This is a genomic window from Aeromonas sp. BIGb0445 (genome assembly GCF_024809075.1).
GTDB lineage: Bacteria > Pseudomonadota > Gammaproteobacteria > Enterobacterales > Aeromonadaceae > Aeromonas > Aeromonas rivuli.
The window spans coordinates 631,386-655,479 of the sequence record NZ_JANUES010000002.1 but is presented as its reverse complement, the minus strand read 5'-3'; the positions used below and the strand labels follow the sequence as shown (position 1 = coordinate 655,479).

Sequence of the window (24,094 nt, the reverse complement as noted above, 5' to 3'; positions counted from 1 at the left end):
CCCTAGGCCGCTTGCTTCTTGAACAGTTCCCTGAATACCGGATAGATGTCCTCCACCTTGCGGATATGTTCCATGGCAAAGTAGGAGTAGTGGCTCGCCACCGACTCGTATTCGTGCCACAGAGTCTGGTGGGCCCGGGTGGTGATCTCGATATAGGAGTAGTAGCGAACCCGCGGCATGATGTCGCGCAGCAGGATCTCTTTACACTGGGGCGAATCGTCTGCCCAGTTGTCGCCATCGGAGGCTTGGGCGGCGTAGATGTTCCACTGATTGGTGGGGTAGCGCTCATCCATGATGTCGCTCATCATCTTGAGCGCGCTGGAGACGATGGTGCCCCCCGTCTCCTGGGAGTAGAAGAACTCATGCTCGTCCACCTCCTTGGCCTGGGTGTGGTGGCGGATATAGACCACCTCCACATTCTTGTAAGTACGGCTCAGGAAGAGGTAGAGCAGGATGTAGAAGCGTTTGGCCATCTCCTTGGTGGCCTGATCCATGGAGCCGGAGACATCCATCAGGCAGAACATCACCGCCTGACTGGAGGGAACCGGCCGTTTGACGAAGTTATTGAACTTGAGATCGAAGGTATCGATAAAAGGCACGGCATCGATCCGTTTTTTCAGGTCGCGGATCTCCTTCTCAAGCAGTGTGATCTCAGCAAAGTGTTCGCTCGGATCTTGCTGAAGCAACAGCATGCGCGCTTCAAGTTCACGCAGAGTGCGTTTCTTGCCCGCTTGCAGTGCCATGCGTCGCGCCAGTGAGTTGCGCAGGGAACGCACTACGTTGATATTGGCCGGCACCCCGTTTGAGGTGTAGCCAGCCCGGTAGGTCTTCATCTCCATCAGCTGGTTGAGCTGCGTCTTTTGCAGGTGGGGCAGTTCCAAATCTTCGAACAAGAGATCCAGATACTCCTCCTTGGAGATCTGGAACACGAAGTCATCGCTTCCTTCCCCCTGATTGGAGGCCTGACCTTCACCCGCGCCCTGACCTGCGCCACCACCCTTGGGTCTGTCTATCTTGTCCCCGGAGACGAATTGATCGTTACCCGGGTGCACCATCTCCCGTTTTCCCCCTTGACCCTGGTGAAAATGGGGCTCGCCAATGTCCCGAGTCGGGATGCTGATGCTCTCGCCTTTGTCTACGTCCTGGATGCTGCGCTTGGAGACGGCATCCGAGACCGCTTGTTTGATCTGCTTCTTGTAGCGGCGGATGAAGCGCTGCCGATTGACAGCGCTTTTGTTCTTGCCGTTGAGCCTGCGGTCGATAAAGTGCGCCATAACTCCCCCTTGGCAAAGCCGTCAGGCTCAGGATGACTTGCGTACCCTGAGATACCATTCGGAGAGCAGCCGCACCTGTTTACGGGTGTAGCCCTTCTCCATCATCCGCTCGACAAAGTTATCGTGTTTCTTCTGCTCTTCCGCCGAGGTCTTGCTGTTGAAGGAGATAACCGGCAGCAGCTCCTCGGTATTGGAGAACATCTTCTTCTCGATGACGGTGCGCAGCTTCTCGTAGCTGGTCCAGTTCGGATTGCGACCGGCGTTGTTGGCCCGGGCCCGCAGCACGAAGTTGACGATTTCGTTGCGAAAATCTTTCGGGTTGCTGATGCCTGCCGGTTTTTCTATCTTCTCCAGCTCGCTGTTGAGGGAGGCGCGGTCAAACAGCTGGCCCGTCTCCGGATCCCGATACTCCTGATCCTGGATCCAGAAATCCGCATAAGTGACGTAGCGATCGAAGATGTTCTGGCCGTACTCCGAGTAGGACTCGAGATAAGCGGTCTGGATCTCCTTGCCGATGAACTCCACGTAACGCGGGGTGAGGTAGCCCTTGATGAACTCCAGATAGCGATCGTGGATCTCTTGCGGGAACTGTTCCCGCTCTATCTGTTGCTCCAGCACATAGAAGAGATGCACCGGGTTGGCCGCGACCTCGGCATGATCGAAGTTGAACACCCGCGACAATATCTTGAATGCGAAGCGGGTCGACAGGCCATTCATCCCCTCATCGACCCCGGCATAATCCCGGTACTCCTGATAGCTTTTTGCTTTGGGATCCGTGTCTTTGAGACTCTCGCCATCATAGACCCGCATCTTGGAGTAGAGGCTGGAGTTCTCCGGCTCCTTGAGTCGTGACAAGACGGTAAACTGGCCGAGGAGCTCCAGGGTCCCCGGGGCACACTTGGCCTCGGTCAGTTCGCTGTTGGTGAGCAGCTTCTCGTAGATTTTCACCTCTTCCGAGACGCGCAGGCAGTAGGGCACCTTGACGATATAGACGCGGTCGAGGAAGGCTTCGTTGTTGCGGTTGTTTTTGAAGTGCTGCCATTCGGATTCGTTGGAGTGAGCCAGCAAGATGCCGTCAAAGGGGAGGGCAGAGAGCCCTTCGGTGCCGTTGTAGTTGCCCTCTTGCGTCGCGGTCAGCAGCGGGTGCAGCACCTTGATGGGGGCCTTGAACATCTCGACGAACTCCATCATGCCCTGGTTGGCCTTGCACAGGGCCCCGGAGTAGGAGTAGGCATCGGCGTCATCCTGGGCAAAATGCTCCAGCATGCGGATATCGACCTTGCCGACCAGGGAAGAGATGTCCTGGTTGTTCTCATCACCGGGCTCCGTCTTGGCGATGGCGATCTGGTGCAGGATGGAGGGGTTGATCTTCTCTACCTTGAACTTGCTGATGTCACCACCGTATTCGGTGAGACGCTTTGCCGCCCAGGGAGACATGATGGGACGCAGGTAACGGCGGGGTATGCCGTACTCTTTCTCCAGCAGCTCACCGTCCTCCTCCATGTCAAACAGGCAGAAGGGGTGATCGTTGACCGGGGAGCCTTTGATCCGGTAAATGGGCACCTTCTGCATCAGGGATTTGAGCTTCTCGGCCAGGGAGGATTTACCGCCGCCAACCGGACCCAGCAGATAGAGGATCTGTTTCTTCTCCTCCAGCCCCTGGGCCGAGTGTTTGAGGTAGGAGACGATCTGTTCGATGGCTTCTTCCATGCCATAGAAATCTTTGAATGCCGGATAGCGCGCAACGACTCGATTTGAGAAGAGGCGACTGAGTCGTGGATTGGTGGCGGTATCAACCATCTCGGGATCGCCGATGGCGACCAGTAGACGTTCGGCGGCGGAGGCGTAGCAGGATTTATCCTGTTTGCACATGTCCAGGAACTCCTGAATGCTGTACTCCTCTTCCCTGGCTTGCTCATAACGCTGTTGGTAATGCTCGAAGATGCCCATAACTTAGCCCTCGTTATAGTCGCTTACCCTAAAATGACCGGTTTCTTACCCTTGTTGTACTTTCCTCTTAAGCCTAGTCAACAGCCCCCAGTAATCCATCACCGTTAACGGGATTAAATCGGTTGGCTCGCTTCCCTGGCCCTTTGGGTGGGAGGCAGTCAGCAGATGCTGTATGTTACTGACTGTTAAATTATTTCTGCCACGATAGCTGGGTAAATGTCAAAGAGATAAAAAATAAATGTTTCATCATTCTTCAATAAAAAAGTACGAATGGGATGAGGGAGAGGATCGCTATCGCCCCAGGGCAGGCCAGCCGTGCCTTGGGGAGTATCACAGTGGAATATGCTTTACGTAAACGTTAACGTAATGCTTCAAACTTAGAGTTTCGAGTCTAATTTTTACATTGACGCTACATTCCGACTGCTCTAGATTGGCCCTGTGTTCGGTGCTGCGCTGCTTTAGCAAGAAGGCGTCTCAGTGTCCGAAAACAAAGCTCTGTTTAAGCACGTTTCCGTTGGCTTGACCCTCGCATCTGCGAGGGTCTTATTTTTTCGGCGCAGGCACTCCTGTTATCCTCCTCACCTCTTCAGCACGCTAACCGGTATCTGCTGTCCGGAATCCCCAAGACGGAACAAATGAGTCTATTTGGAGTCTTGCACACCATAGGCCTGGGTCACCAGTGCCATCACCTGCGCAAAGGGCACCTCGCTCAACCTCCCGAAGCCAGCCAGCTTGCCCGCCTTGAGGCGGGTGGTGAGCGGCGTGCTGATGCCGCACAGGAAGCGCGCCAGCACCCTGGGTGTTGGTAGGGGCAACAGGCTTGCCAGCGGATCGCACCAGGCGCGGATCCCGGCGTCATTGGGCAGTTGTGGGGCGAGGTGAACAGGCAGCTCCGCCACCTGGCCGCGACAGACCGAACAGTGGCCGCATAAGGCTGGCGCTTGCTCATCGGCAAAATGGTGGGCAAGGGAGTGGCTCAGGCAGGTGGGTGAGGTGAAGAAGGCGAGCAGGCCCTGCAACCTGGCCAGTTCGCTCTGCTCCTTTTGCTCGAACAGAGCATGAAGCTCATCGGCGAGGAGATCGAGGCTGCTCGGTGCATTCTGCACCTGATAAACCTCGGTCATCTGCTTGCTCTCCAGTTCGATGAGCCCCTGTTGCTGCAGATAGTCGAGGGCGGCCACGGCGCGGGAGCGTTCCCCCTGATACCCCTGCCAGAGGGCCTCAAAATCCATGGTGCACCAGCTGCGAGCCTGAGGGGCAGAGGTGAACAGGGCCTCGAGAAAGTGGCGACGTCCCTCGCCAAAACGCGCCAATATGGCGGCTTTGTCTGCGATGAACTTGAAGCGATAGTCGGCAAAATAGCTATAAGCCGGGCTCAGCACGCCGGCCAGTTCCAGATAGACCAGGAGTGTCTTGAGGGGAAGCTGGCGAATATTGGTCTCGTTGGAGAGGCGCAGCAGCACGAACTCCCATGACTCCCCCGCAGGGGGCAGTTGGGCCAACAGTTGACGGATGGCGGCGCGGTCCGGGGTATCCCCATAGACGAAGTTCTCCAGCACCGGCAGCTGAGCCCGGTTGGCCAGCACAGTGCAGTGGGAGAGCTGACCATCGCGCCCGGCACGGCCTATCTCCTGGCTGTAGTTCTCGATGGACTTGGGCAAGTCGTAGTGGATGACCCGGCGAATATCGGCCTTGTCTATTCCCATGCCAAAGGCGATGGTGGCGACAATGCAGTCGAGCTGGCCAGTCATGAAGGAGTGCTGTATCTCCCGGCGAAGATCAGCGTCCAGCCCGGCATGATAGGCACGGGCCCGAAACCCGGCCCGGGCCAGATTGGCGGCGCACGCCTCGGCGGTGTGTTGCAGGGTGACATAGACGATGGTCGGGGCGCCAGGCGCTCGCCCTATCTCCTGCGCCAGCCAGCGGTCACGCAAATTGGGTTCAATAGGCACAACATTCAAGTCCAGATTGGGGCGGTAGAAACCGGTCAGCACCAGCCCCTGATCGTCGATATCGAACTTGCGTTGCATGTCCTGCATCACGGCCCGCGTGGCGGTGGCGGTCAGCAGCAGTACCTGGGGGATATTAAGAGCGCGCCTGTGTTCGGGCAGCTTGAGGTAATCGGGACGAAAGTTGTGGCCCCACTCCGAGATGCAGTGCGCTTCGTCCACCACCATCAACGAGAGCGGCACCCCGGCGATGAAGCGGCGAAAGCGCTCGTTTTTGAGTCGCTCGACCGAGATCATCAGGATCTTGAGCTCGCCAGCCTCTATCTGCCGCATCACGTCACGGCTCTGCTCCGGGGTCAGGCTCGAATCCAGCGTGGCTGCGGCTATCCCTTTGCGCTGCAAGAAGGCGAGCTGATCCTGCATCAGGGCGATGAGCGGGGAGATGACCAGGGTCAGGTGGGGCAGGGCCAGGGCGGGCAGTTGATAGCAGAGAGACTTGCCGGAGCCAGTCGGGAAGATGGCCGCGGCGCTGCGTCCTGCCAATATCTGCTCCATGACTGCCTGTTGCCCGGGTCTGAGCTGGGTGAAACCGAAGTGTTGTTCAAGCAAAGAGGCGATCATAGGGCGGCATCCTGAGGAAAACCCCATGATACCACCTGGACCCGGCCAGGATCGGCCAGGGACGCCAAGAGAGTGGCATTTGGCTTCGTTCTGGCGGTTGTTGATATGGTGTTATCTCATTGTTGTGGTTTTTTTGTGATGTGAAATGGGATTTTCGTGGTGTATGTGTGGAAAAAAGATGTTGCAGGTGGGATATTCCATGGGTGCGACCCCCGCCTGGAACAGAGACCCCACTCGAGAAGGTCTTCCCGCAGCTGGCGGGTTCGTTCGGTTGGTTCCGAATGAAACAGGTTCGCCGCAGGACTTCATGATTCAAGCACCATGTGTGCACAGGGACTACATAGATGACACAACAACACCCCCTCCTTCGTCTGATCAATCGCACCAGTCTGGTCAGCCAGATCCTGATCGGTTTGATCGTTGGCATAGTGCTGGCCTTGCTCGCTCCTGAGTGGGCCAAATCGGCAGGTCTGCTCGGCAACCTGTTTGTCGGTGCCCTCAAGGCCGTGGCCCCCATACTGGTCTTCGTGCTGGTAGCCGCCTCCATCACGGGTCACAAGCAGGGTCAGAAGACCAATATCCGCCCGCTGCTCGGTCTTTACTTGTTCGGTACCTTCGCCGCCGCGCTGGTGGCCGTGCTGGCCAGCTTCATGTTCCCCTCCAGCCTGCATCTGGTGGCCAATACCGCCGATGTCACCCCGCCTGGGGGCATCATCGAGGTGTTGCAGACCCTGCTGTTCAACGTGGTGAGCAACCCGGTCAAGGCCCTGATGGAAGCCAACTACATCGGCATCCTGGCCTGGGCCATCGCCCTTGGCATCGTGCTGCGTCACGCCAATGAGAGCACCAAGGTGCTGGTTTCCGACTTGTCCGATGGGGTCTCTATCATCGTCAAGGCGGTGATCCGCTGCGCCCCGCTCGGCATCCTGGGTCTGGTTGCATCCACCCTGGCCGAGACCGGCTTCGAGGCGCTGCTTGGTTACGCCCATCTGCTGATGGTGCTGATCGGCAGCATGTTGTTCATCGCCTTTGTGGTCAACCCGCTCATCGTCTTCTGGAAGATAAAGCGCAACCCTTATCCGCTGGTGCTGACCTGCCTGAAAGAGAGCGGTGTGACCGCCTTCTTCACCCGTAGCTCCGCCGCCAACATCCCGGTCAACATGGCCCTGTGCGAGAAGCTCAAGCTGCCCAAGGACACCTATGCGGTCTCCATCCCTCTGGGAGCCACCATCAACATGGCTGGTGCCGCCATCACCATCACGGTACTGAGTCTGGCGGCGGCCCATACCCTGGGTCTGCAGGTGGATTTGGCCACAGCAGTGCTGCTCAGCGTGGTCGCAACCATCAGCGCCTGTGGCGCATCTGGGGTGGCCGGCGGCTCCCTGCTGCTGATCCCCCTGGCCTGCAGCCTGTTTGGCATCAGCAATGATGTCGCCATGCAGGTGGTCGCGGTCGGCTTCATCATCGGTGTGCTGCAAGATTCCGCCGAGACAGCCCTTAACAGCTCCACCGACGTCTTGTTCACCGCAGCAGCCTGCATGGCCGAAGACGAGGCCCTGCTGGATCACCCTGTGGTCAGTCGTAACGTCTAAATCGACGGTCAGCAATCTGGCTACGTGTCAGACATGGACATGCCCTCTTCGGAGGGCATTTTTTTTGCGTGCAGACCGTGGCTGGTGCAGGGGCGGGCTTCTCTCCCTTCCTCGCAAGCGGCGTGGCGGGCCATCGCAGCTGCCAGACGGGCAGGCAGATGCGCAGATACAGGCGCGGCTGAGGATTGTCTGGAGGGGCGGGGTGAGCAGCATGCACGGGCTGGGAGTGGGGCGGAGAACATCGATGTGGTTTGGCAGACCGCCGCTGGCAGATAACACAAAGCCCTCGATGGAGGGCTCTGGGGATCTGGTGGTGAGACGCTAGTCGTGGTGACTGAGATCGAGGGTGATGTCGCCCACCGGGCGACAGCAACAGGGCAGACACTGCCCCGCTTCGACGAAGGCAAGGGGAGGCTCCGGGTAGTGCACCTTGCCCGCCAGCAGGGGAGTGCGGCAGGCGCCGCAATAGCCGCTGCGACACTGATACTCCAGCTGGTGGCCGTGGCGCTCCAGGGTGTCGAGCAACGCCTCGCCAGGGCGAACCTGCATGGGGCCGTGCTGGCTCTCTATGATGGCCAGCGCCGGCTCGCGTTCAACCCCTGGGGTCTGGGCGGCCCGCTCTGGCGCCAGCAGTGCCTCACTCACAGCTCGAAGTCACCGAGATCTTCATGGCTCACTTCGCTGTCTATCTGACCGACCAGATAGGAGCTCACTTCCACTTCCTGGGGGGCGACCTGGACGTTGTCGGACGACAGCCAGGTGTTGATCCAGGGAATAGGGTTTTGCTTGGCGCCGCTAAAGGCGGACGGCAGTCCGACGGCGGCCATGCGCAGGTTGGTGATGTACTCCACGTACTGGCAGAGGATGTCCTTGTTCAGGCCAATCATGGAGCCGTCCTGGAACAGGTACTCTGCCCACTCCTTCTCCTGCTCGGCCGCTTCCTTGAAGATGTCGAAGCAGGCCTGTTCACACTCCTGAGCCACGATGGCCATCTCGGGATCGTCCTGGCCGCTGCGCATCAGGTTGAGCATGTGCTGGGTGCCAGTCAGGTGCAGGGCTTCATCACGGGCGATCATCTTGATGATCTTGGCGTTGCCCTCCATCAGTTCGCGCTCGGCGAAGGCGAAGGAGCAGGCAAAGCTGACGTAGAAGCGGATCGCCTCCAGGGCGTTGACGCTCATCAGACACAGATAGAGCTTCTTCTTGAGCTCATGGAGGTCGATGGTGCGCTCAGCGCCGTTGACCATATGGGTACCGGCACCGTGCAGGTTATAGAGCGCGGTCGCCTCGATCAGGTCGTCATAGTAGCAACTGATGGAGCCGGCGCGCTTGAGGATCTGCTCGTTGGTCACAATGTCGTCAAACACCTGGGAGGGGCTGTTGACGATGTTGCGGATGATATGGGTATAGGAGCGCGAGTGGATGGTCTCGGAGAAGGCCCAGGTCTCAATCCATGTCTCCAGCTCCGGGATGGAGACCAGCGGCAGCAGCGCGACGTTCGGGCTGCGGCCCTGAATGGAGTCCAGCAGCGTCTGATACTTCAAGTTGGAGATGAAGATGTGCTGCTCGTGGGGGGGCAGGGCATGGTAGTCGATGCGATCCCGCGAGACGTCCACCTCTTCCGGGCGCCAGAAGAAGGAGAGCTGCTTCTCGATCAGTCGCTCGAATACATCATATTTTTGTTGATCATAACGGGCCACGTTGACCGGCTGGCCAAAGAACATGGGTTCCTTGAGCTGGTCATTCTGGGTCTGGCAAAACGTTGAATAAGCCATGGTGATTTGAATGTCTTGAATTGGGAAACAGGAGAGCGGGAGTTAAGGCTCCCGCTCGGTGTTTATCAGATCTTGCAGGCGCCGCCGGCACAGCCGTCATCTTGCATGTCGGCCTGGGTGTCGTCAGCCCCGTCACGGGTGTTGTGATAATAGAGGGTCTTGAGGCCGTATTTGTAGGCGGTCAGCAGATCCTTGAGCAGCTGCTTCATCGGCACCTTGTTGCCTTCGAAACGGGCCGGATCATAGTTGGTGTTGGCAGAGATCGCCTGATCCACAAACTTCTGCATGATGCCGACCAGCTGCAGGTAACCATCGACGCTCGGTTGCTTCCAGAGCAGCTCGTATTGATCCTTGAGGCGCTCGTACTCGGGCACCACCTGCTTGAGGATGCCATCCTTGGAGGCCTTGACCGACACCAGACCGCGCGGCGGCTCGATGCCGTTGGTGGCATTGGAGATCTGGCTGGAGGTTTCGCTTGGCATCAGGGCGGTCAGGGTGGAGTTGCGCAGACCCACGGTCTTGATCTCTTCGCGCAAGGTCTCCCAGTCCAGGTGCAGCGGCTCCTGGCACAACACGTCCAGATCCTTTTTATAGGTATCGATGGGCAGTATGCCCTGGGCGTAAGTGGTCTCGTTGAAGGCCGGGCAGGGACCGAATTCACGGGCCAGCTGTACCGAGGCTTTGAGCAGATAGAACTGGATCGCCTCGAAGGTGCGGTGGGTGAGCGCCAGACCAGAACCGTCGGAGTAACGGGCGCCGTTCTTGGCCAGGTAGTAGGCGTAGTTGATGACGCCTATCCCCAGGGTACGGCGGTTCATGCTGCCTTTCTGGGCGGCCTTGAGCGGGTAGTCCTGATAGTCGAGCAGGGCATCCAGGGCGCGCACGGCCAGATCGGCCATCTCTTCGAGATCTTCGAGCTTCTCGATGGCGCCGAGGTTGAAGGCCGACAGGGTGCACAGGGCAATCTCGCCACTGTCGTCATCCACGTTATTGAGCGGCTTGGTCGGCAGCGCAATTTCCAGGCAGAGGTTGGACTGGCGTACCGGCGCCACGCTCGGATCGAACGGGCTGTGGGTGTTGCAGTGATCCACGTTCTGGATGTAGATACGACCGGTACCGGCGCGCTCCTGCATCATCAGAGAGAACAGATCCACCGCCTTGATGGTCTTCTTGCGAATGGCTGGGTCCTGCTCGTACTTGACGTAGAGCTGCTCGAACTTGTCCTGATCCGCGAAGAAGGCGTCGTACAGGCCGGGGGCATCGGAGGGGGAGAACAAGGAGATGTCACCGCCCTTGATGAGGCGCTGGTACATCAGCTTGTTGATCTGCACCCCGTAGTCCATGTGACGGACCCGGTTCTCTTCCACGCCGCGGTTGTTTTTCAGCACCAGCAGGCTCTCCACCTCGGTGTGCCACAGGGGGTAGAACAGGGTGGCGGCACCGCCGCGCACGCCGCCCTGGGAGCAGCATTTGACCGCAGTCTGGAAGTACTTGTAGAAGGGGATGCAGCCGGTGTGGAAGGCTTCGCCGCCACGAATGGGGCTGCCCAGACCACGAATGCGGCCAGCGTTGATACCGATGCCGGCGCGCTGGGAGACATAACGGACGATGGCGCTGGCGGTGGCATTGATGGAGTCCAGGCTGTCATCGCACTCGATCAGCACGCAGGAGCTGAACTGACGGGTCGGGGTGCGCACGCCGCTCATGATGGGGGTCGGCAGGGAGATCTTGAAGGTCGAGACCGCATCATAGAAGCGCTTGATATAGCTCAGGCGCGTATCTTTCGGGTACTTGGAGAAGAGGCAGGCCGCTACCAGGATATAGAGGAACTGCGGGCTCTCGTAGATCTCGCCGGTGACGCGGTTCTGGACCAGGTATTTGCCTTCGAGCTGTTTGACGGCGGCGTAGGAGAAGTCCATGTCACGCCAGTGATCCAGGTGCTCGTTGAGCTCCTCGAATTCGGCCTGGGTGTAGTCGGTCAGCAGGTGCTTGTCGTATTTGCCCATGTCTACCAGACGAGCGACATGCTGGTAGAGGTGGGGCGGTTCGAACTGGCCGTAGGCTTTCTTGCGCAGGTGGAAGATGGCCAGACGGGCTGCCATGTACTGGTAATCCGGGCTCTGTTCGGAGATCAGATCAGCGGTAGCCTTGATGACGGTTTCGTGGATGTCGGCGGTACGGATACCGTCATAGAACTGGATGTGGGACTTGAGTTCTACCTGGGAGACTGAGACGTGGTCGAGTCCCTCTGCGGCCCAGTCGAGCACACGGTGAATTTTATCCAGATCGATGGGTTCTTTGTGGCCGTTACGCTTCGTCACAAACAAGTTCATTGGCTGATGACCTTTAGTTGATTCCCGAAAAACTCACCGCAAGGCTTGACAAACAAGCCAGTTCGCCCCTCGTTTCTAGTGGGGCGATATGCGGTGAGGCACAAGATGTAGTGTTATTTTGAGTTCGAGCTACAAGATAGTGAGGTCATCACAGCTTTGCAACGTATGGATGGGGGTATAGCTGTGGATAAATTGTGGGTGTCTCATGATAGTTAGTGACTGCTCACAGTGAACGGGTTTTCCTTCGTCCGCTCCCTGAAAAGCAAGCCTGCCTATCCAAGATATAAAATTAAAATAACTTTTTTTTCTTGCGAAACTAGCCCCGTTTTACTAGCAATCGCACCCTTCTGGATCCTTGCACAATCCCTGTGCGATCCGCGCCAAAAATGGTCGCCATTATGCGGCAGCTCTCCCCGCGCAGAACGGTGAAAAAGTGAGTCATCGAGCCTGTGTCGCGTGCAAAAACAGACAGGGCCCGTCGGGCCCTGTCTGTTTCATGTTAATGACGACAAGCGTCCCTCGGCGGCGCATCTGCGGCATGAGCACGCACTGGGATGGGCCATCTTTGATCCCGGCGGGATCCAGCGAGTCTGGCTGTGCGTCACCCGAGTTCGTAGCGCAACCAGTGATGCAACGCCTGCACCGTATCAAAGTGCAGATCCGCCCCCCAGGCTGCCGGGTCATCCTCCCCATGCAGGTAGCCCCAGCCGGCGATGGCGGTCAACATGCCGGCGTTGCGGCCCGCCTCGATGTCGCGCACATGGTCGCCGACATAGAGGCAGTGCGCGGCCTCGACCCCTAACTGCTCACAGGCGAAATACATGGGGGCGGGGTCGGGCTTGCGCACCGGCAGGGTATCGGCGCTGACCGTCACGCCACAGCTGGCCAGTGCCGGCAGGGCCGCCAGCAGCGGCTCGGTCAAAAAGCCCGGCTTGTTGGTGACGATGCCCCAGGGCAGGGACCGCTCGTCCAGCCATTCGATGAGATCGATCATGCCCTCGTAGGGGCGGGTGCCGACGCACAGATGGCTGGCGTAGTAATCGAGCAGGGCGGTGCGCAGGCGCGTCGCCCCCAGCTCTTCCAGTAGTTCGTCCCCCAGGCCCGCCTTGAGCAGGCCGAGCGCCCCGTGGGAGGTGGTCTGGCGAATGATCTCATCCGAGAGCGGGGCAAAGCCTTCGCTTATCAGCACATGGTTGACCGCGGCGCCCAAGTCCGGGGCGGTGTCGAGCAGGGTGCCGTCCAGGTCGAACAGCACGCAGCGCACGCTTGTCTGGCGGGTACTCATCAACCCAGCTCCGGGCGGACAAACTCCACCATGTAGTTGACATCGACGTTGGCGCCCAGCTTGAAGTGGCCGGTGAGCGGCGAGTAGTGCACCCCGCTCATGTCCCGTACCAGCAGGCCCGCGGCCTCACCCATGCGACACAGTTCGGCGGGGGTGATGAATTTCTTGTGGTCATGGGTCCCCTTGGGCACCATTTTCATCAGGTATTCGGCGCCGACAATCATCATCAGGAACGACTTGGGGTTGCGGTTGATGGTCGAGACGAACACCCGGCCACCCGGGCGCACCAGGGTGGCGATGGCACGCAGCACCGAGGCGGGATCCGGCACGTGCTCGAGCATCTCCATGCAGGTCACCACATCGTACTGACCGGGCGCCTCATCGGCGTGCTGCTCGGCGGTCATCTGCTGGTAGTGAAGTTCGACCCCCTGTTCCAGGGCGTGGAGGCGGGCGACCCCGAGGGGCTCCTTGCCCATGTCGATGCCGGTCACCTTGGCGCCACGGCGGGCCATGCTCTCGGAGAGAATGCCGCCGCCGCAGCCGATGTCGAGCACCGGCTTGCCAAACAGGCCGCCACTCTTGTCGGTGATCCAGTCAAGGCGCACCGGGTTTATCTGATGCAGCGGCTTGAACTCACCCTCCAAATCCCACCAGCGGGAGGCGATGGCTTCGAATTTGGCAATTTCTGTCAGATCGACATTGGCGTCAGTGTTCATCTTGGCAAAATCCTGTGGCAGGGCGCTCGACCCGTCGGGAGCGCAATCTATTGTCCTGGCGGGCATTATAACGAACCAACTTATGCAAACCAGCCCGATTTCCGACTTAAGCAATGGCCCTTGTTGTGTTACTATGTCGCGCTGTTTATGCCAAAGAACAACTAATTAGGGATTAAGGCTTTCTATGAGCGATCTGGCCAGAGAGATCACGCCGATCAACATCGAAGAAGAGCTCAAGAGTTCCTATCTGGATTACGCCATGAGCGTGATCGTAGGACGAGCTCTGCCGGATGTGCGTGATGGCTTGAAACCGGTTCACCGCCGCGTTCTGTTTGCTATGAACGAGTTGGGGAACGACTGGAACAAGCCCTATAAAAAATCGGCCCGTGTGGTCGGTGACGTAATCGGTAAATACCACCCCCACGGCGACAGTGCCGTGTATGACACCATTGTCCGCATGGCGCAGGATTTTTCCATGCGTTACATGATGGTCGACGGTCAGGGTAACTTCGGTTCGGTCGACGGCGACAGCGCCGCCGCCATGCGTTATACCGAAGTCCGGATGGCGCGCATCTCCCATGAGCTGCTGGCCGATCTGGACAAAGAGACCGTGGACTGGGTGCCCAACTATGACGGCACCGAGCTGATCCCGGCTGTCATGCCCACCAAGGTGCCCAACCTGCTGGTCAACGGCTCCTCCGGTATCGCGGTGGGCATGGCGACCAACATTCCGCCTCATAACCTCACCGAGATAGTGAACGGCTGTCTGGCGCTGATCGAAAATGGCTCCCTCACCATCGATGAGCTGATGACCTACATCAGCGGCCCAGACTTCCCCACCGGCGCCATCATCAACGGTCGTTCCGGCATCGTGCAGGCCTACCGCACCGGTCGCGGCTCCGTCTATGTGCGTGCCAAGGCCGAAGTGGAAGTGGACGAGAAGACGAGTCGCGAGACCATCATCGTTCACGAGCTGCCTTATCAGGTGAACAAGGCGCGGTTGATCGAGAAGATTGCCGAGCTGGTCAAAGAGAAGAAACTCGAGGGCATCAGTGCCCTGCGCGATGAGTCTGATAAAGACGGCATGCGCATCGTTATCGAGATCAAGCGCGGCGAGTCTGGCGAGATTGTGCTGAACAATCTCTACAAGCACACCCAGATGCAGACCACGTTCGGCATCAACATGGTGGCGCTCGATAACAACCAGCCCAAGGTGATGAACCTTAAAGAGATCCTGGATGCCTTCCTGCTGCACCGCCGTGAGGTAGTGACCCGCCGGACCGTGTTCGAACTGCGCAAGGCGCGGGATCGGGCGCACATCCTGGAAGGTCTGGCCGTTGCGCTGGCCAACATTGACCCCATCATCGAGCTGATCCGTCACTCCGACACCCCGGCAGACGCGAAAGCCAAGCTGGTCGCGCGTGGCTGGGAGCTCGGCAACGTGGCCGGCATGCTGGAAAAAGCCGGTGACGATGCAGCCCGCCCCGAGTGGCTGGAGCCTGAGTTCGGTATCCGTGAAGGCCAGTACTTCCTGACCGAACAGCAGGCCCAGGCCATCCTTGACCTGCGTCTGCACAAGCTGACCGGTCTGGAGCACGAAAAGATCCTGGAAGAGTACCAATCTCTGCTGGATCTGATCGCCGAGCTGCTGTTCATTCTGGCAAGCCCGGAACGGCTGATGGAAGTGATCCGCGATGAACTGCTGGCCGTGCGCGAGCAGTATGGCGACGAGCGTCGCACCGAGATCAGCGCCTCCAGCGCCGAGATCAACATCGAAGATCTGATCACCCCGGAAGACGTGGTGGTGACCCTCTCTCACCAGGGTTATGTGAAGTATCAGCCGCTGACCGACTACGAGGCCCAGCGCCGCGGTGGTCGTGGCAAGTCGGCCACCCGGATCAAGGAAGAGGACTTTGTGGAGCGTCTGTTGGTGGCCAACACCCACGACACCATCTTGTGCTTCTCCACCCGTGGCAAGGTCTACTGGCTCAAGGTGTATCAGCTGCCTGAGGCGTCTCGTAGCGCCCGTGGCCGCCCGATCATCAACTTGCTGCCGCTGGAAGAGGGTGAACGTATCACCGCCATCCTGCCGGTCAAAGAGTATAGCGACGACAAGTATGTGTTCTTCGCCACCGCCGACGGTACCGTGAAGAAGACCAGCCTGTCAGCGTTCAGCCGTCCGCTCTCCTCCGGCATTCGTGCCATCAACCTCAAAGAGGGCGATGAGCTGATTGGCGTGGACATCACCGATGGCAGCAACGAGATCATGTTGTTCTCCGATGCGGGCAAGGTGGTTCGCTTCAATGAAGGCAGCGGCCGCGCCGATGCGGATGTCGAGAACGATAGCGACGCCGATGAGGATGTGGAAGCCGATGCCGTCAGTGATGACGACAGCAGTGACGCCGCCGAAGGCAGCGAAACCAAGGGCACCTTCAAGGGGGTTCGCCCCATGGGTCGTACCGCCGGTGGGGTACGGGGTATCCGTCTGCTCAATGGCGACAAGGTGGTTTCCCTGATCGTCCCCCGTGGCGAAGGCGCCATCCTGACCGCCACCGAGAACGGTTATGGCAAGCGTACCGCGCTGACCGAGTACCCGACCAAGAGCCGTGGTACCCAGGGCGTTCGCTCCATCAAGGTGGACGAGCGTAACGGCAAGGTGATCGATGCGATCCAGGTCGAAGATACCGACCAGATCATGCTGATCACCAATGGCGGCACCCTGGTGCGTACTCGCGTCGCCGAGGTGAGCATCATAGGCCGTAACACCGGTGGTGTTCGTCTGATCCGTACCGGTGAAGATGAGACAGTGGTCGGTCTGCAGCGTATCGCCGAAAGCGACGAGGAAGAGGTCCTGATGGATGGTGAGTCGGCTGAAGCCGGTACCGCCGCCGCAGGTGACATCATCCCCGAGTCGGGCGAGGCTAAACAGAGTAATCAAGCCGACCAGGCCGATGAGGAGTAATACTCCATCGTCTGGCCGAGTTGGCTAGTTGCTGCAAAAAAGAGCGCCTTAGGGCGCTCTTTTTTATGGTCTGCCGTTGGCTGGCGGCAACCTTGACGCTGGCTGGCGTTGTCTCGCTCAGCATGAGTTCCTTGGCCGGCAGGAGTGAATGTCATCTGCTTGTCATGGCACAAGGATAAGCTGCACTCGACATCAGCCGGTGTCGTGTCATGTCGAGGAGTCTGCGATGTTACAACTCTGGTGGTCGAAATGGTTCGGGGATGAGTCTGGGGCTGAGCGGGAAGAGGAGTTGGTGGCCTTTGAGCCATCCAGGATCCCGGTTGAATTGCTAAAAGGCAGCCAATCGTCCTGAACCTCAGCCGCTCTCTGAGCTGCAGGGGCAGTGGTAAAGCGGGAGAGGGGATATGTTTCCCGCTAGATGCCACAGGGCCATCCTGGGGCCAGGGCCCGGTGGTGACTACCCGCAGCAGAGTCCTTGCTCCGCTCTACGCTCCCACTCCCACTCCCACTCTTACTCTTAATACTTCATTATCCGTGATCCCATGCTGTCACTCGGGTTCGCGGTTCCCTCCTGAACCTCTCCATCCTGTGTCTGCTCCCGTTGCCTGGATGCCCGGCTCACCGTCTGTTGCCACGCTGTCATCGCTTCATCTCGATGGGTTGGCGGGGCGGGTGAAGCTAGAACAGTTCGAACTGTTGGTGGGGACGGATAAAAGCGTGCAGGTTAAGGGGCGTATGAGCCGCGTTGAGCCCCGAGCGTTTGCAGATCAGCCGAAAGCGCTGGGCAAGCAGCTCGGCAAACTGGCCGCTGCCACGCATGCGATCCCCGAAGGCCGGGCTATTGAGCCGACCTTCCCGGCTGGCTTTCAGTTGATTCAGTACAGCCTGCCGCTTGTCGGGATAGTGCAATGTCAGCCAGTCATCAAAGAGCTGCGTCAGCTCATGGGGCAGGCGCAGCAAGATGTAGCCAGCCTGGTTGGCCCCCTGCGCGGCGGCCGCGCTGATGATCTGCTCGAGTTCAGATCCGTTGAGCCTGGGGATCATGGGGGCTGCCAGCACTCCCACCGGGATCCCGGCCCGTGCCAGCTTGCCGATCACCGCCAGCCGCCCCTGCCCCGTACTGGCTCTGGGTTCCAGTTTTCGCCTGAGATCCTCATCCAGTGTGGTGACCGAGACCATGACGTGGCACAAGCCTTCGCTGGCGAGAGCCTGTAGCAACTCGAGGTCTCTGAGCACCATGGCGCTCTTGGTAATGATGCCTACCGGATGCTTGTGAGCCAGCATCACTTCGAGCAAGGCGCGGGTGAGGCGGTATTGCTGCTCAATGGGCTGATAGGGATCGGTATTGGCACCAATGACGATGGTCTGTGGTTGATATCCGGGTTTGGAAAATGCCTGACGCAATAGGTGGGCGGCGTTGAGCTTGGCAAACAGTTTTGTTTCAAAATCGAGCCCTGGGGAGAGCTCCAGGTAGGCGTGGCTGGGCCTGGCATAGCAATAAATACAGCCATGTTCACAACCCTGATAGGGGTTGATGGAGCGACTAAAGGGTACATCCGGCGACTGGTTATGACTGATGATGCTCCTGGCCTGGATCCCGTGCACCTGGGTTTGAGGGGCGCTATTCATAAACTCGGGCGCCCAGTCGATGCCTTGTTGCCAGCCATCGTCGACGGCCTCGATGCGGAGGCCACTGAAACGATGATCCAGGTTGTGAAGGGTACCGCGTCCAGCCATCTCTCACTGCTCATAATAACTGTGTTTATATACAGTCATTGTGAGCAATGAGACCGACAAAGACAAGTCGCCAGACGACAGTGGGATGGGCCCCTCATCCAATGAGGATGGGGAGGGGCCAGGGGCTGACGCAAACCCCCGAGACTGCTCAGACTTGCGTTCCAGATTACATTTCGTTTACATAAACCAAATGCGAACTGGATCACGGAACTCCTTATGACAAAGTCACGCTACCGCTGGTTGTTCATTGGCCTGACCGGTGTGCTGATCTGGCGTCTGCTGCCGGATGGTGCAGACGAGATGCACAGTGCCCAGCGCGCCTGGCAACAGGGGCGCTTCAGTCAAGCCGTCGGGATCTGGCAGTTGAAAGCCGAGGCGGGAGAACCCAGAGCGCAGGCCTTGATGGGGTGGAGCCACGAGCTGGGGCAGGGCAGTACCGCGGATGTGGCTGAGGCGATTCGCCTCTATCGCCAGGCTGCCGAGGGGGGTGATGCCTTTGGTCAATATCGCTTGGGGGAGGTTTATCTGCGCGGTCATGGGGTGACGCAGGATCTGGCGCTGGCGTTTCACTGGATGGATCTGGCGGCCCGCAACGGTGATGTGCCCGCCATGCTCAAGCTTGGCATTTTGCATCTGATGGGGGTCAATGGCCGGGTGGACCTGGTTCAGGCCAGGCAGTGGCTGTTTCAGGCCGCCCAGGGGGGCAACAAGATGGCGCTGCGGGTGTTGGAGGAGCTGACACTGGCGGAGGAGGGCAAGAGCCAGTTCGATTTCAACTGGCAGCCGCTGCTGGTTGGGGCCAGCTGATCCGGCTAATTACAGGGTTGGCTTGAGCTGCGAAAGAAGGAGGTCTGCCATCAACTACCAGACCTCCTTATTGTTTGGGGCGCATGACTCGTCTCCTGGCGTGAGTTAGCCCACAGGGTGGTGCAGTTTCCCGCCCTTTGCGGCCTTTGCTAGGTGTTCTGCGGCATCTCGGGATTGCGTTGCACGGATCTCCCGGGTGAAAAGATGAAGAAACTGATCGCTGCCAGCAGGAAGGCGCTGGCCGCCCCATAAACCATGACCCAGCCAAATCCGGCGACCAGAGCCTCATTGATCGCTTCGGCGGGGATGGCGATGTGCGGCAGCAAGGCGCTATGTTGCTCCAGCACAGTGATATCCCCGGCGGCTATTTTTTCCGCGAAAAGCCGCAGGCTCGCCCCCTCGACAATACCCAGCTTGTTGCGCAGATAGGCCATGATGCCTTCAACCAGAATGAACCCCATCACGGCGATGTTGAATGCCAGCGAGATCATCCTGGCGCTGGTATCTGCTCCCGACGCCATGCCTACCCGTTCGGCTGATACTGCGGCGGTAATAGTGTTGGTGGTTGTGGTGTTGGTTAAACCCAGCCCAATTCCTGCCAAGACGGCCCCCGGCAAGAGCAGCCAGCCCGGTTGGGCAGACTGGCTGCCAGCTCTCATCAGCACGAAGCCCATGCCGATGATCGATAGCCCCACAGGGATCACGATGCCGGCTTGATAGCGCATCGCCAAGCGTTCAGCCAGTGGCGGGATGAACAGGGTGGGCAAGGTGTAGGCCAGCAGGGCGAGGCCGGTCTGCACGTTGTCATACCCCAAAGCCACATGGAAATAGATCGGCAGATAGATGATGAATGGCCAGAAGCTGAAGTTTTGCCCCATGGATCCGAGCAAGGCACCGGAAAAGTTGCGCACCCGAAACATTGAGAACTCCAGCATGGGCCTACGGCTGGTTCGCTCGGCGACCACGAAACTGGCGAAGCTCAGCATGAACATTCCTATGATGCTCATGGCGGCGGCACTGCCAAATCCAAGCACCGGACCTTGAGTGACGAACAGGACCAGGCAGAACACGGCAACCGACAAGGTGGCGATCCCTTTGATATCGAGGTGGGTCGCATGAGGATCGCGGGACTCCTGCACCCCTATCTGGCTCAGCAGCAAGGTCATGACGGCCAGGACCGCGTGGATCAGAAATACCCATTGCCAGCTCGCCAGCGCCAGGATGGCGCCACCCACTATCGGGCCAAAGCCGAGACCGGCGCCGAACACCATCCCCCACCAGGCAAAGGCGGCGCCGCGTTCACGGCCATCCCGAAACTGATTGGACAAGATGGCAATCTGGCAGATCAGCATCATCGCAGCACTCAATCCCTGGAGAAAGCGTGCCACGATCAACACGGCGGCGCTCTCGGCCAGTCCACAGATGAGCGACGTGACGCCGAAGGCAAGAATGCCGATGGTGAAGATGCGTTTACGACCGTAACGGTCGGCCAGGGTACCAACGCCCATCAGGATGGTTGTCATCGCAATGGTATAGGCGGCCATGATCCATTGGAGCTGCCGGAAACTGGCTCCCATGACCTGCTCTATGGTGGATAGAATGGGCGGAACGCTGGAAATCTCCAGTCCCAGCATCAACGCGGACAAGCAGACGGCAGCCAGGGCAAAGGAGCCTTGGCGTCTTGGTGACAGTGTCATGGGGTACCTTCAAATGATGGGAACATGGGGGGGCCTGTTAGGCGCCACCTCAAGACCGGGTCGCACGCAAAAAGACACGTACGACACCTCGGTGAAGGATGTTAGGGAATACAGAACTATTGCTCAATGGTATGGTTGGGTATATCAGAGACAACAAATTTGGATGGTTCATGACTCGACAGGTGCTTGATGTGGAGTCGGTGCTGGCATTCGTCACCATCGCTGATTTTCAGAGTTTCACCAGAGCCGCCGAGGCCCTGGGGACGACCCAGGGCGCCATCAGCGTGAAATTGAAGCGCCTGGAGGATCGACTCGGCTACAAACTGCTCGAACGCACCCCCAGGCTGGTGCGGCTGTCGGCGCAGGGCAGTGTCTTTCTCAATCCGGCCCGTGAGTTCGTTGCCGCCCATGACCGCGCCATGGCCGCACTGGTTTGTGAAAGCCGACGCTTTCGGTTGGGCATTGCCGAGCATGTGGCGGGGCCCGAGATCCCGTTGTTGTTGGCACGGTTAAGCGAGCGCGATCCCGCCCTGACTATCGAAGTGCGGCTGGAGAATTCCCGCAGCTTGCTCAACGCCTTTGACGAAGGGGCGCTCGACGCTGTGATTGTCCGCCAGGAAGATGATCGCCGCAGTGGTGAAGATTTGGGGCCGGAGCACTTTGGCTGGTTTGCCGCCCCCGGCTTCTATCATCAGCCAGGGAAACCGGTACGGCTGGCCGCCCTCGCACCTTGTTGTGGTGTGCGCGACATCGCCATTCGAGCACTGAGTGGTGCCGACATTGAGTGGAGTGAAGTCTTTGTTGGCGGAGGTCATTCGGCCGTCATGGCCGCGGTGTCGGCCGGGCTGGCTGTCGCTGCGTTATCTTGCCGTCTGGCGCCACCCGATGCGGTGGAAGTAGGGCAGTCTCTGGGTCTGCCCGCGTTGCCCTCATCGAGGATCATGCTCCATTCGACCCTGACGGATCACCGCTCGCGCGATGCCCTGCGGACACTGGTTGCTGTGTATCGGGAGCACCGCGTACCAGCGCATGCCAGTGTGGCATTCTGAAAATAGCCCTCTGTCGGGGGTCTCCCATTGCGCTTATTGGCGTGCCAACATCTTCTGCCTGATGGTGTCATATGCTTTACTTTTCGCGCTGTGCCAGCGTGATAAGGCTGAGTTGATTGTCCATGTCGGGCGCGATGAGCCACATGGTGGCCGCTGAGCAATGGATTCCTCTCGACCCCAGATAGCGACCATTCAAACTTGTCTGGGTTGTCACGTCTGATACAATCCTCGACTGTCCCCGTTAATGGATAGCCTCGCACGGAGTAAGGTGCGTATCACCGCGTGTAGCAGCCGTATTGTGAACGGTGAAACATCAAAGTTAATAGCTTGATATTAAAGGATATTTTCAATTCACACGTGGCCTTTGGTAGGGGTCACCACTGTCAAGGAAGCAATCATGCCAATCATTACTCTGCCTGACGGCAGTCAACGTCAATTTGCCCAGGCCGTTTCCGTCATGGACGTCGCCGCGGACATAGGTCCCGGCCTCGCCAAGGCGTGCATTGCCGGTCGGGTGAACGGTGAACTGGTGGATGCCTGCGAGCTGATCGAAGCCGACGCCCAGCTCTCCATCATCACCGCCAAAGACGAAGAGGGTCTCGAGATCCTGCGTCACTCCTGCGCGCACTTGCTCGGTCATGCCATCAAGCAACTCTGGCCGCAGACCAAGATGGCCATAGGTCCTGTCATTGACAACGGCTTCTACTATGACGTCGATCTCGATCACACCCTGACCGAAGAGGACATGGCTGCACTGGAAGCCCGTATGCTCGAGCTGGCAGACAAGGATTATGACGTCGTCAAGAAGCGGGTCTCCTGGCAGGAGGCGCGCGATGTGTTCGCTGCCCGTGGCGAGAGCTATAAAGTCGAGATCCTGGATCAGAATATCGCCCGTGATGATAAGCCCGGTCTCTATCATCACGAAGAGTATGTCGACATGTGCCGTGGTCCCCACGTGCCCAACATGCGTCATTGCCACCATTTCAAGTTGCAGAAGATGTCCGGCGCTTACTGGCGTGGCGACTCCAACAACAAGATGCTGCAGCGTATCTACGGTACCGCATGGGCCGACAAGAAGCAGCTCAAGGCCTACCTGCAACGCCTCGAAGAGGCCGCCAAGCGTGACCACCGCAAGATAGGCAAGCAGCTCGACCTGTATCACATGCAGGAAGAGGCCCCCGGCATGGTGTTCTGGCACAACGATGGCTGGACCATCTTCCGTGAGCTGGAAACCTTCATGCGCACCAAGCTGCGTGAGTATGACTATCAGGAGGTGAAAGGCCCCTCCATGATGGATCGCGTGCTGTGGGAGCGCTCCGGTCACTGGGATAAATATGCCCAAGGCATGTTCACCACCCAGTCCGAGAACCGTGAGTACGCCATCAAGCCGATGAACTGCCCGGGTCACGTGCAGATCTTCAACCAGGGCCTCAAGTCCTATCGCGACCTGCCATTGCGCATGGCCGAGTTCGGCTCCTGCCACCGCAATGAGCCGTCCGGTTCCCTGCATGGCCTGATGCGAGTCCGTGGTTTTACCCAGGATGACGCTCACATCTTCTGTACCGAAGATCAGATCATGGAAGAGGTTTCGGCCTGTATCCGTATGGTCTATGACGTCTACGGCACCTTTGGCTTCGAAAATATCGTGGTCAAGCTTTCGACTCGTCCGGAACAGCGCATCGGTTCAGATGAAGCTTGGGATCGCGCCGAAGCGGCCCTGGCCGAAGCCCTGGTGCTGAATGGCCTGGAGTACGATCTGCAGCCGGGTGAAGGGGCGTTCTACGGCCCTAAAATTGAATTCACCCTGCACGATTGCCTGGATCGTGCGTGGCAGTGTGGTACAGTGCAGCTCGATTTCGCCCTGCCAGGTCGGCTGGGCGCCACTTATGTGGGCGAGGACAACGAGCGTCACGTCCCCGTGATGATACATCGCGCCATCTTGGGGTCCATCGAGCGCTTCATCGGCATATTGACCGAAGAGTACGCAGGATTGTTCCCTACCTGGTTGGCACCGACTCAGGCCGTGGTGATGAATATCACGGATAATCAGGCCGATTATGCCGTAAAAGTGGCCAAAGCATTGAATGATGCGGGCCTTCGTGCAAAAGCGGACTTGAGAAATGAGAAGATTGGCTTTAAAATCCGCGAGCATACTTTGAAACGAGTACCTTTCATGCTGGTCTGTGGCGATAAAGAAGTTGAAGCCGGTCAGATTGCAGTACGGACTCGTAAAGGGGCTGACCTGGGCACTTATCCTGTTGAAGAGCTAATCGCTCTACTGTCCCAGGAAGTTCAGACCCGCGGACAAAAGAAAGTGGAGGAATAAGCTATAAAAGGCGGAAAAAAA

Annotated in this window: 15 protein-coding genes; 5 read left to right on the top strand and 10 right to left on the bottom strand. The window is 58.6% G+C overall.

Features of this window, described 5'->3' with window-relative positions; all coding sequences use genetic code 11:
* Window positions 1-2: 2 nt before the first annotated feature.
* From M2367_RS06570 to M2367_RS06560, 3 genes are all read right to left on the bottom strand, one after another.
* Window positions 3-1,274: a YeaH/YhbH family protein gene (locus tag M2367_RS06570; RefSeq protein ID WP_042042402.1), complete on the bottom strand. Its 1,272-nt coding sequence runs from the start codon at window positions 1,272-1,274 to the stop codon at window positions 3-5.
* A 27-nt stretch (window positions 1,275-1,301) separates the two neighbouring features.
* Complete coding sequence (locus M2367_RS06565; protein WP_042042404.1) at window positions 1,302-3,224, bottom strand: PrkA family serine protein kinase; 1,923 nt, start codon at window positions 3,222-3,224, stop codon at window positions 1,302-1,304.
* Window positions 3,225-3,865: 641 nt separating this feature from the next.
* Window positions 3,866-5,794 (bottom strand): ATP-dependent DNA helicase RecQ, encoded by a 1,929-nt coding sequence (locus M2367_RS06560; protein ID WP_259236188.1) that lies wholly within the window; start codon window positions 5,792-5,794, stop codon window positions 3,866-3,868.
* 344 nt (window positions 5,795-6,138) lie between these two features.
* Between M2367_RS06560 and sstT the strand changes: the two genes are divergently transcribed.
* Window positions 6,139-7,386, top strand: a complete 1,248-nt coding sequence (gene sstT, locus M2367_RS06555; protein WP_224432849.1) for a serine/threonine transporter SstT — start codon at window positions 6,139-6,141, stop codon at window positions 7,384-7,386.
* Window positions 7,387-7,707: 321 nt separating this feature from the next.
* On the opposite strand, the gene yfaE is transcribed toward sstT, so the two are convergent.
* The 5 genes from yfaE to ubiG all read right to left on the bottom strand — a co-directional run bounded on the left by yfaE (window position 7,708) and on the right by ubiG (window position 13,495).
* Window positions 7,708-8,031 (bottom strand): class I ribonucleotide reductase maintenance protein YfaE, encoded by a 324-nt coding sequence (yfaE, locus tag M2367_RS06550; protein WP_310504053.1) that lies wholly within the window; start codon window positions 8,029-8,031, stop codon window positions 7,708-7,710.
* Window positions 8,028-9,161, bottom strand: a complete 1,134-nt coding sequence (gene nrdB, locus M2367_RS06545) for a class Ia ribonucleoside-diphosphate reductase subunit beta (protein ID WP_042042407.1) — start codon at window positions 9,159-9,161, stop codon at window positions 8,028-8,030. Before nrdB ends, yfaE begins: the two co-directional genes overlap by 4 nt.
* Before the next feature lie 65 nt (window positions 9,162-9,226).
* Complete coding sequence (gene nrdA / locus M2367_RS06540) at window positions 9,227-11,494, bottom strand: class 1a ribonucleoside-diphosphate reductase subunit alpha (protein WP_259236187.1); 2,268 nt, start codon at window positions 11,492-11,494, stop codon at window positions 9,227-9,229.
* Between the two features lie 601 nt (window positions 11,495-12,095).
* On the bottom strand, window positions 12,096-12,779 hold the full coding sequence (locus M2367_RS06535; RefSeq protein ID WP_224432851.1) for an HAD family hydrolase: 684 nt from the start codon (window positions 12,777-12,779) through the stop codon (window positions 12,096-12,098).
* The gene (gene ubiG, locus M2367_RS06530; protein ID WP_005907197.1) at window positions 12,779-13,495 is read right to left on the bottom strand and encodes a bifunctional 2-polyprenyl-6-hydroxyphenol methylase/3-demethylubiquinol 3-O-methyltransferase UbiG; all 717 of its coding nucleotides are present in this window, start codon (window positions 13,493-13,495) and stop codon (window positions 12,779-12,781) included. The genes M2367_RS06535 and ubiG overlap by 1 nt, the downstream gene beginning before the upstream one ends.
* A gap of 184 nt (window positions 13,496-13,679) precedes the next feature.
* On the opposite strand from ubiG, the gene gyrA reads away from it, so the two are divergent.
* On the top strand, window positions 13,680-16,457 hold the full coding sequence (gene gyrA / locus M2367_RS06525) for a DNA topoisomerase (ATP-hydrolyzing) subunit A (RefSeq protein ID WP_259236186.1): 2,778 nt from the start codon (window positions 13,680-13,682) through the stop codon (window positions 16,455-16,457).
* A gap of 678 nt (window positions 16,458-17,135) precedes the next feature.
* Here gyrA and M2367_RS06520 read toward each other — a convergent pair.
* Window positions 17,136-18,194, bottom strand: a complete 1,059-nt coding sequence (locus tag M2367_RS06520; RefSeq protein ID WP_259236185.1) for a PA0069 family radical SAM protein — start codon at window positions 18,192-18,194, stop codon at window positions 17,136-17,138.
* A gap of 216 nt (window positions 18,195-18,410) precedes the next feature.
* On the opposite strand from M2367_RS06520, the gene M2367_RS06515 reads away from it, so the two are divergent.
* Window positions 18,411-19,001: a tetratricopeptide repeat protein gene (locus M2367_RS06515; RefSeq protein WP_259236184.1), complete on the top strand. Its 591-nt coding sequence runs from the start codon at window positions 18,411-18,413 to the stop codon at window positions 18,999-19,001.
* A 149-nt stretch (window positions 19,002-19,150) separates the two neighbouring features.
* On the opposite strand, the gene M2367_RS06510 is transcribed toward M2367_RS06515, so the two are convergent.
* Window positions 19,151-20,698 (bottom strand): MFS transporter, encoded by a 1,548-nt coding sequence (locus M2367_RS06510; protein WP_259236183.1) that lies wholly within the window; start codon window positions 20,696-20,698, stop codon window positions 19,151-19,153.
* A 170-nt stretch (window positions 20,699-20,868) separates the two neighbouring features.
* On the opposite strand from M2367_RS06510, the gene M2367_RS06505 reads away from it, so the two are divergent.
* On the top strand, window positions 20,869-21,747 hold the full coding sequence (locus tag M2367_RS06505) for a LysR substrate-binding domain-containing protein (RefSeq protein WP_259236182.1): 879 nt from the start codon (window positions 20,869-20,871) through the stop codon (window positions 21,745-21,747).
* 397 nt (window positions 21,748-22,144) lie between these two features.
* Window positions 22,145-24,073 (top strand): threonine--tRNA ligase, encoded by a 1,929-nt coding sequence (thrS, locus tag M2367_RS06500; protein ID WP_259236181.1) that lies wholly within the window; start codon window positions 22,145-22,147, stop codon window positions 24,071-24,073.
* The last annotated feature ends 21 nt before the right edge of the window (window positions 24,074-24,094 follow it).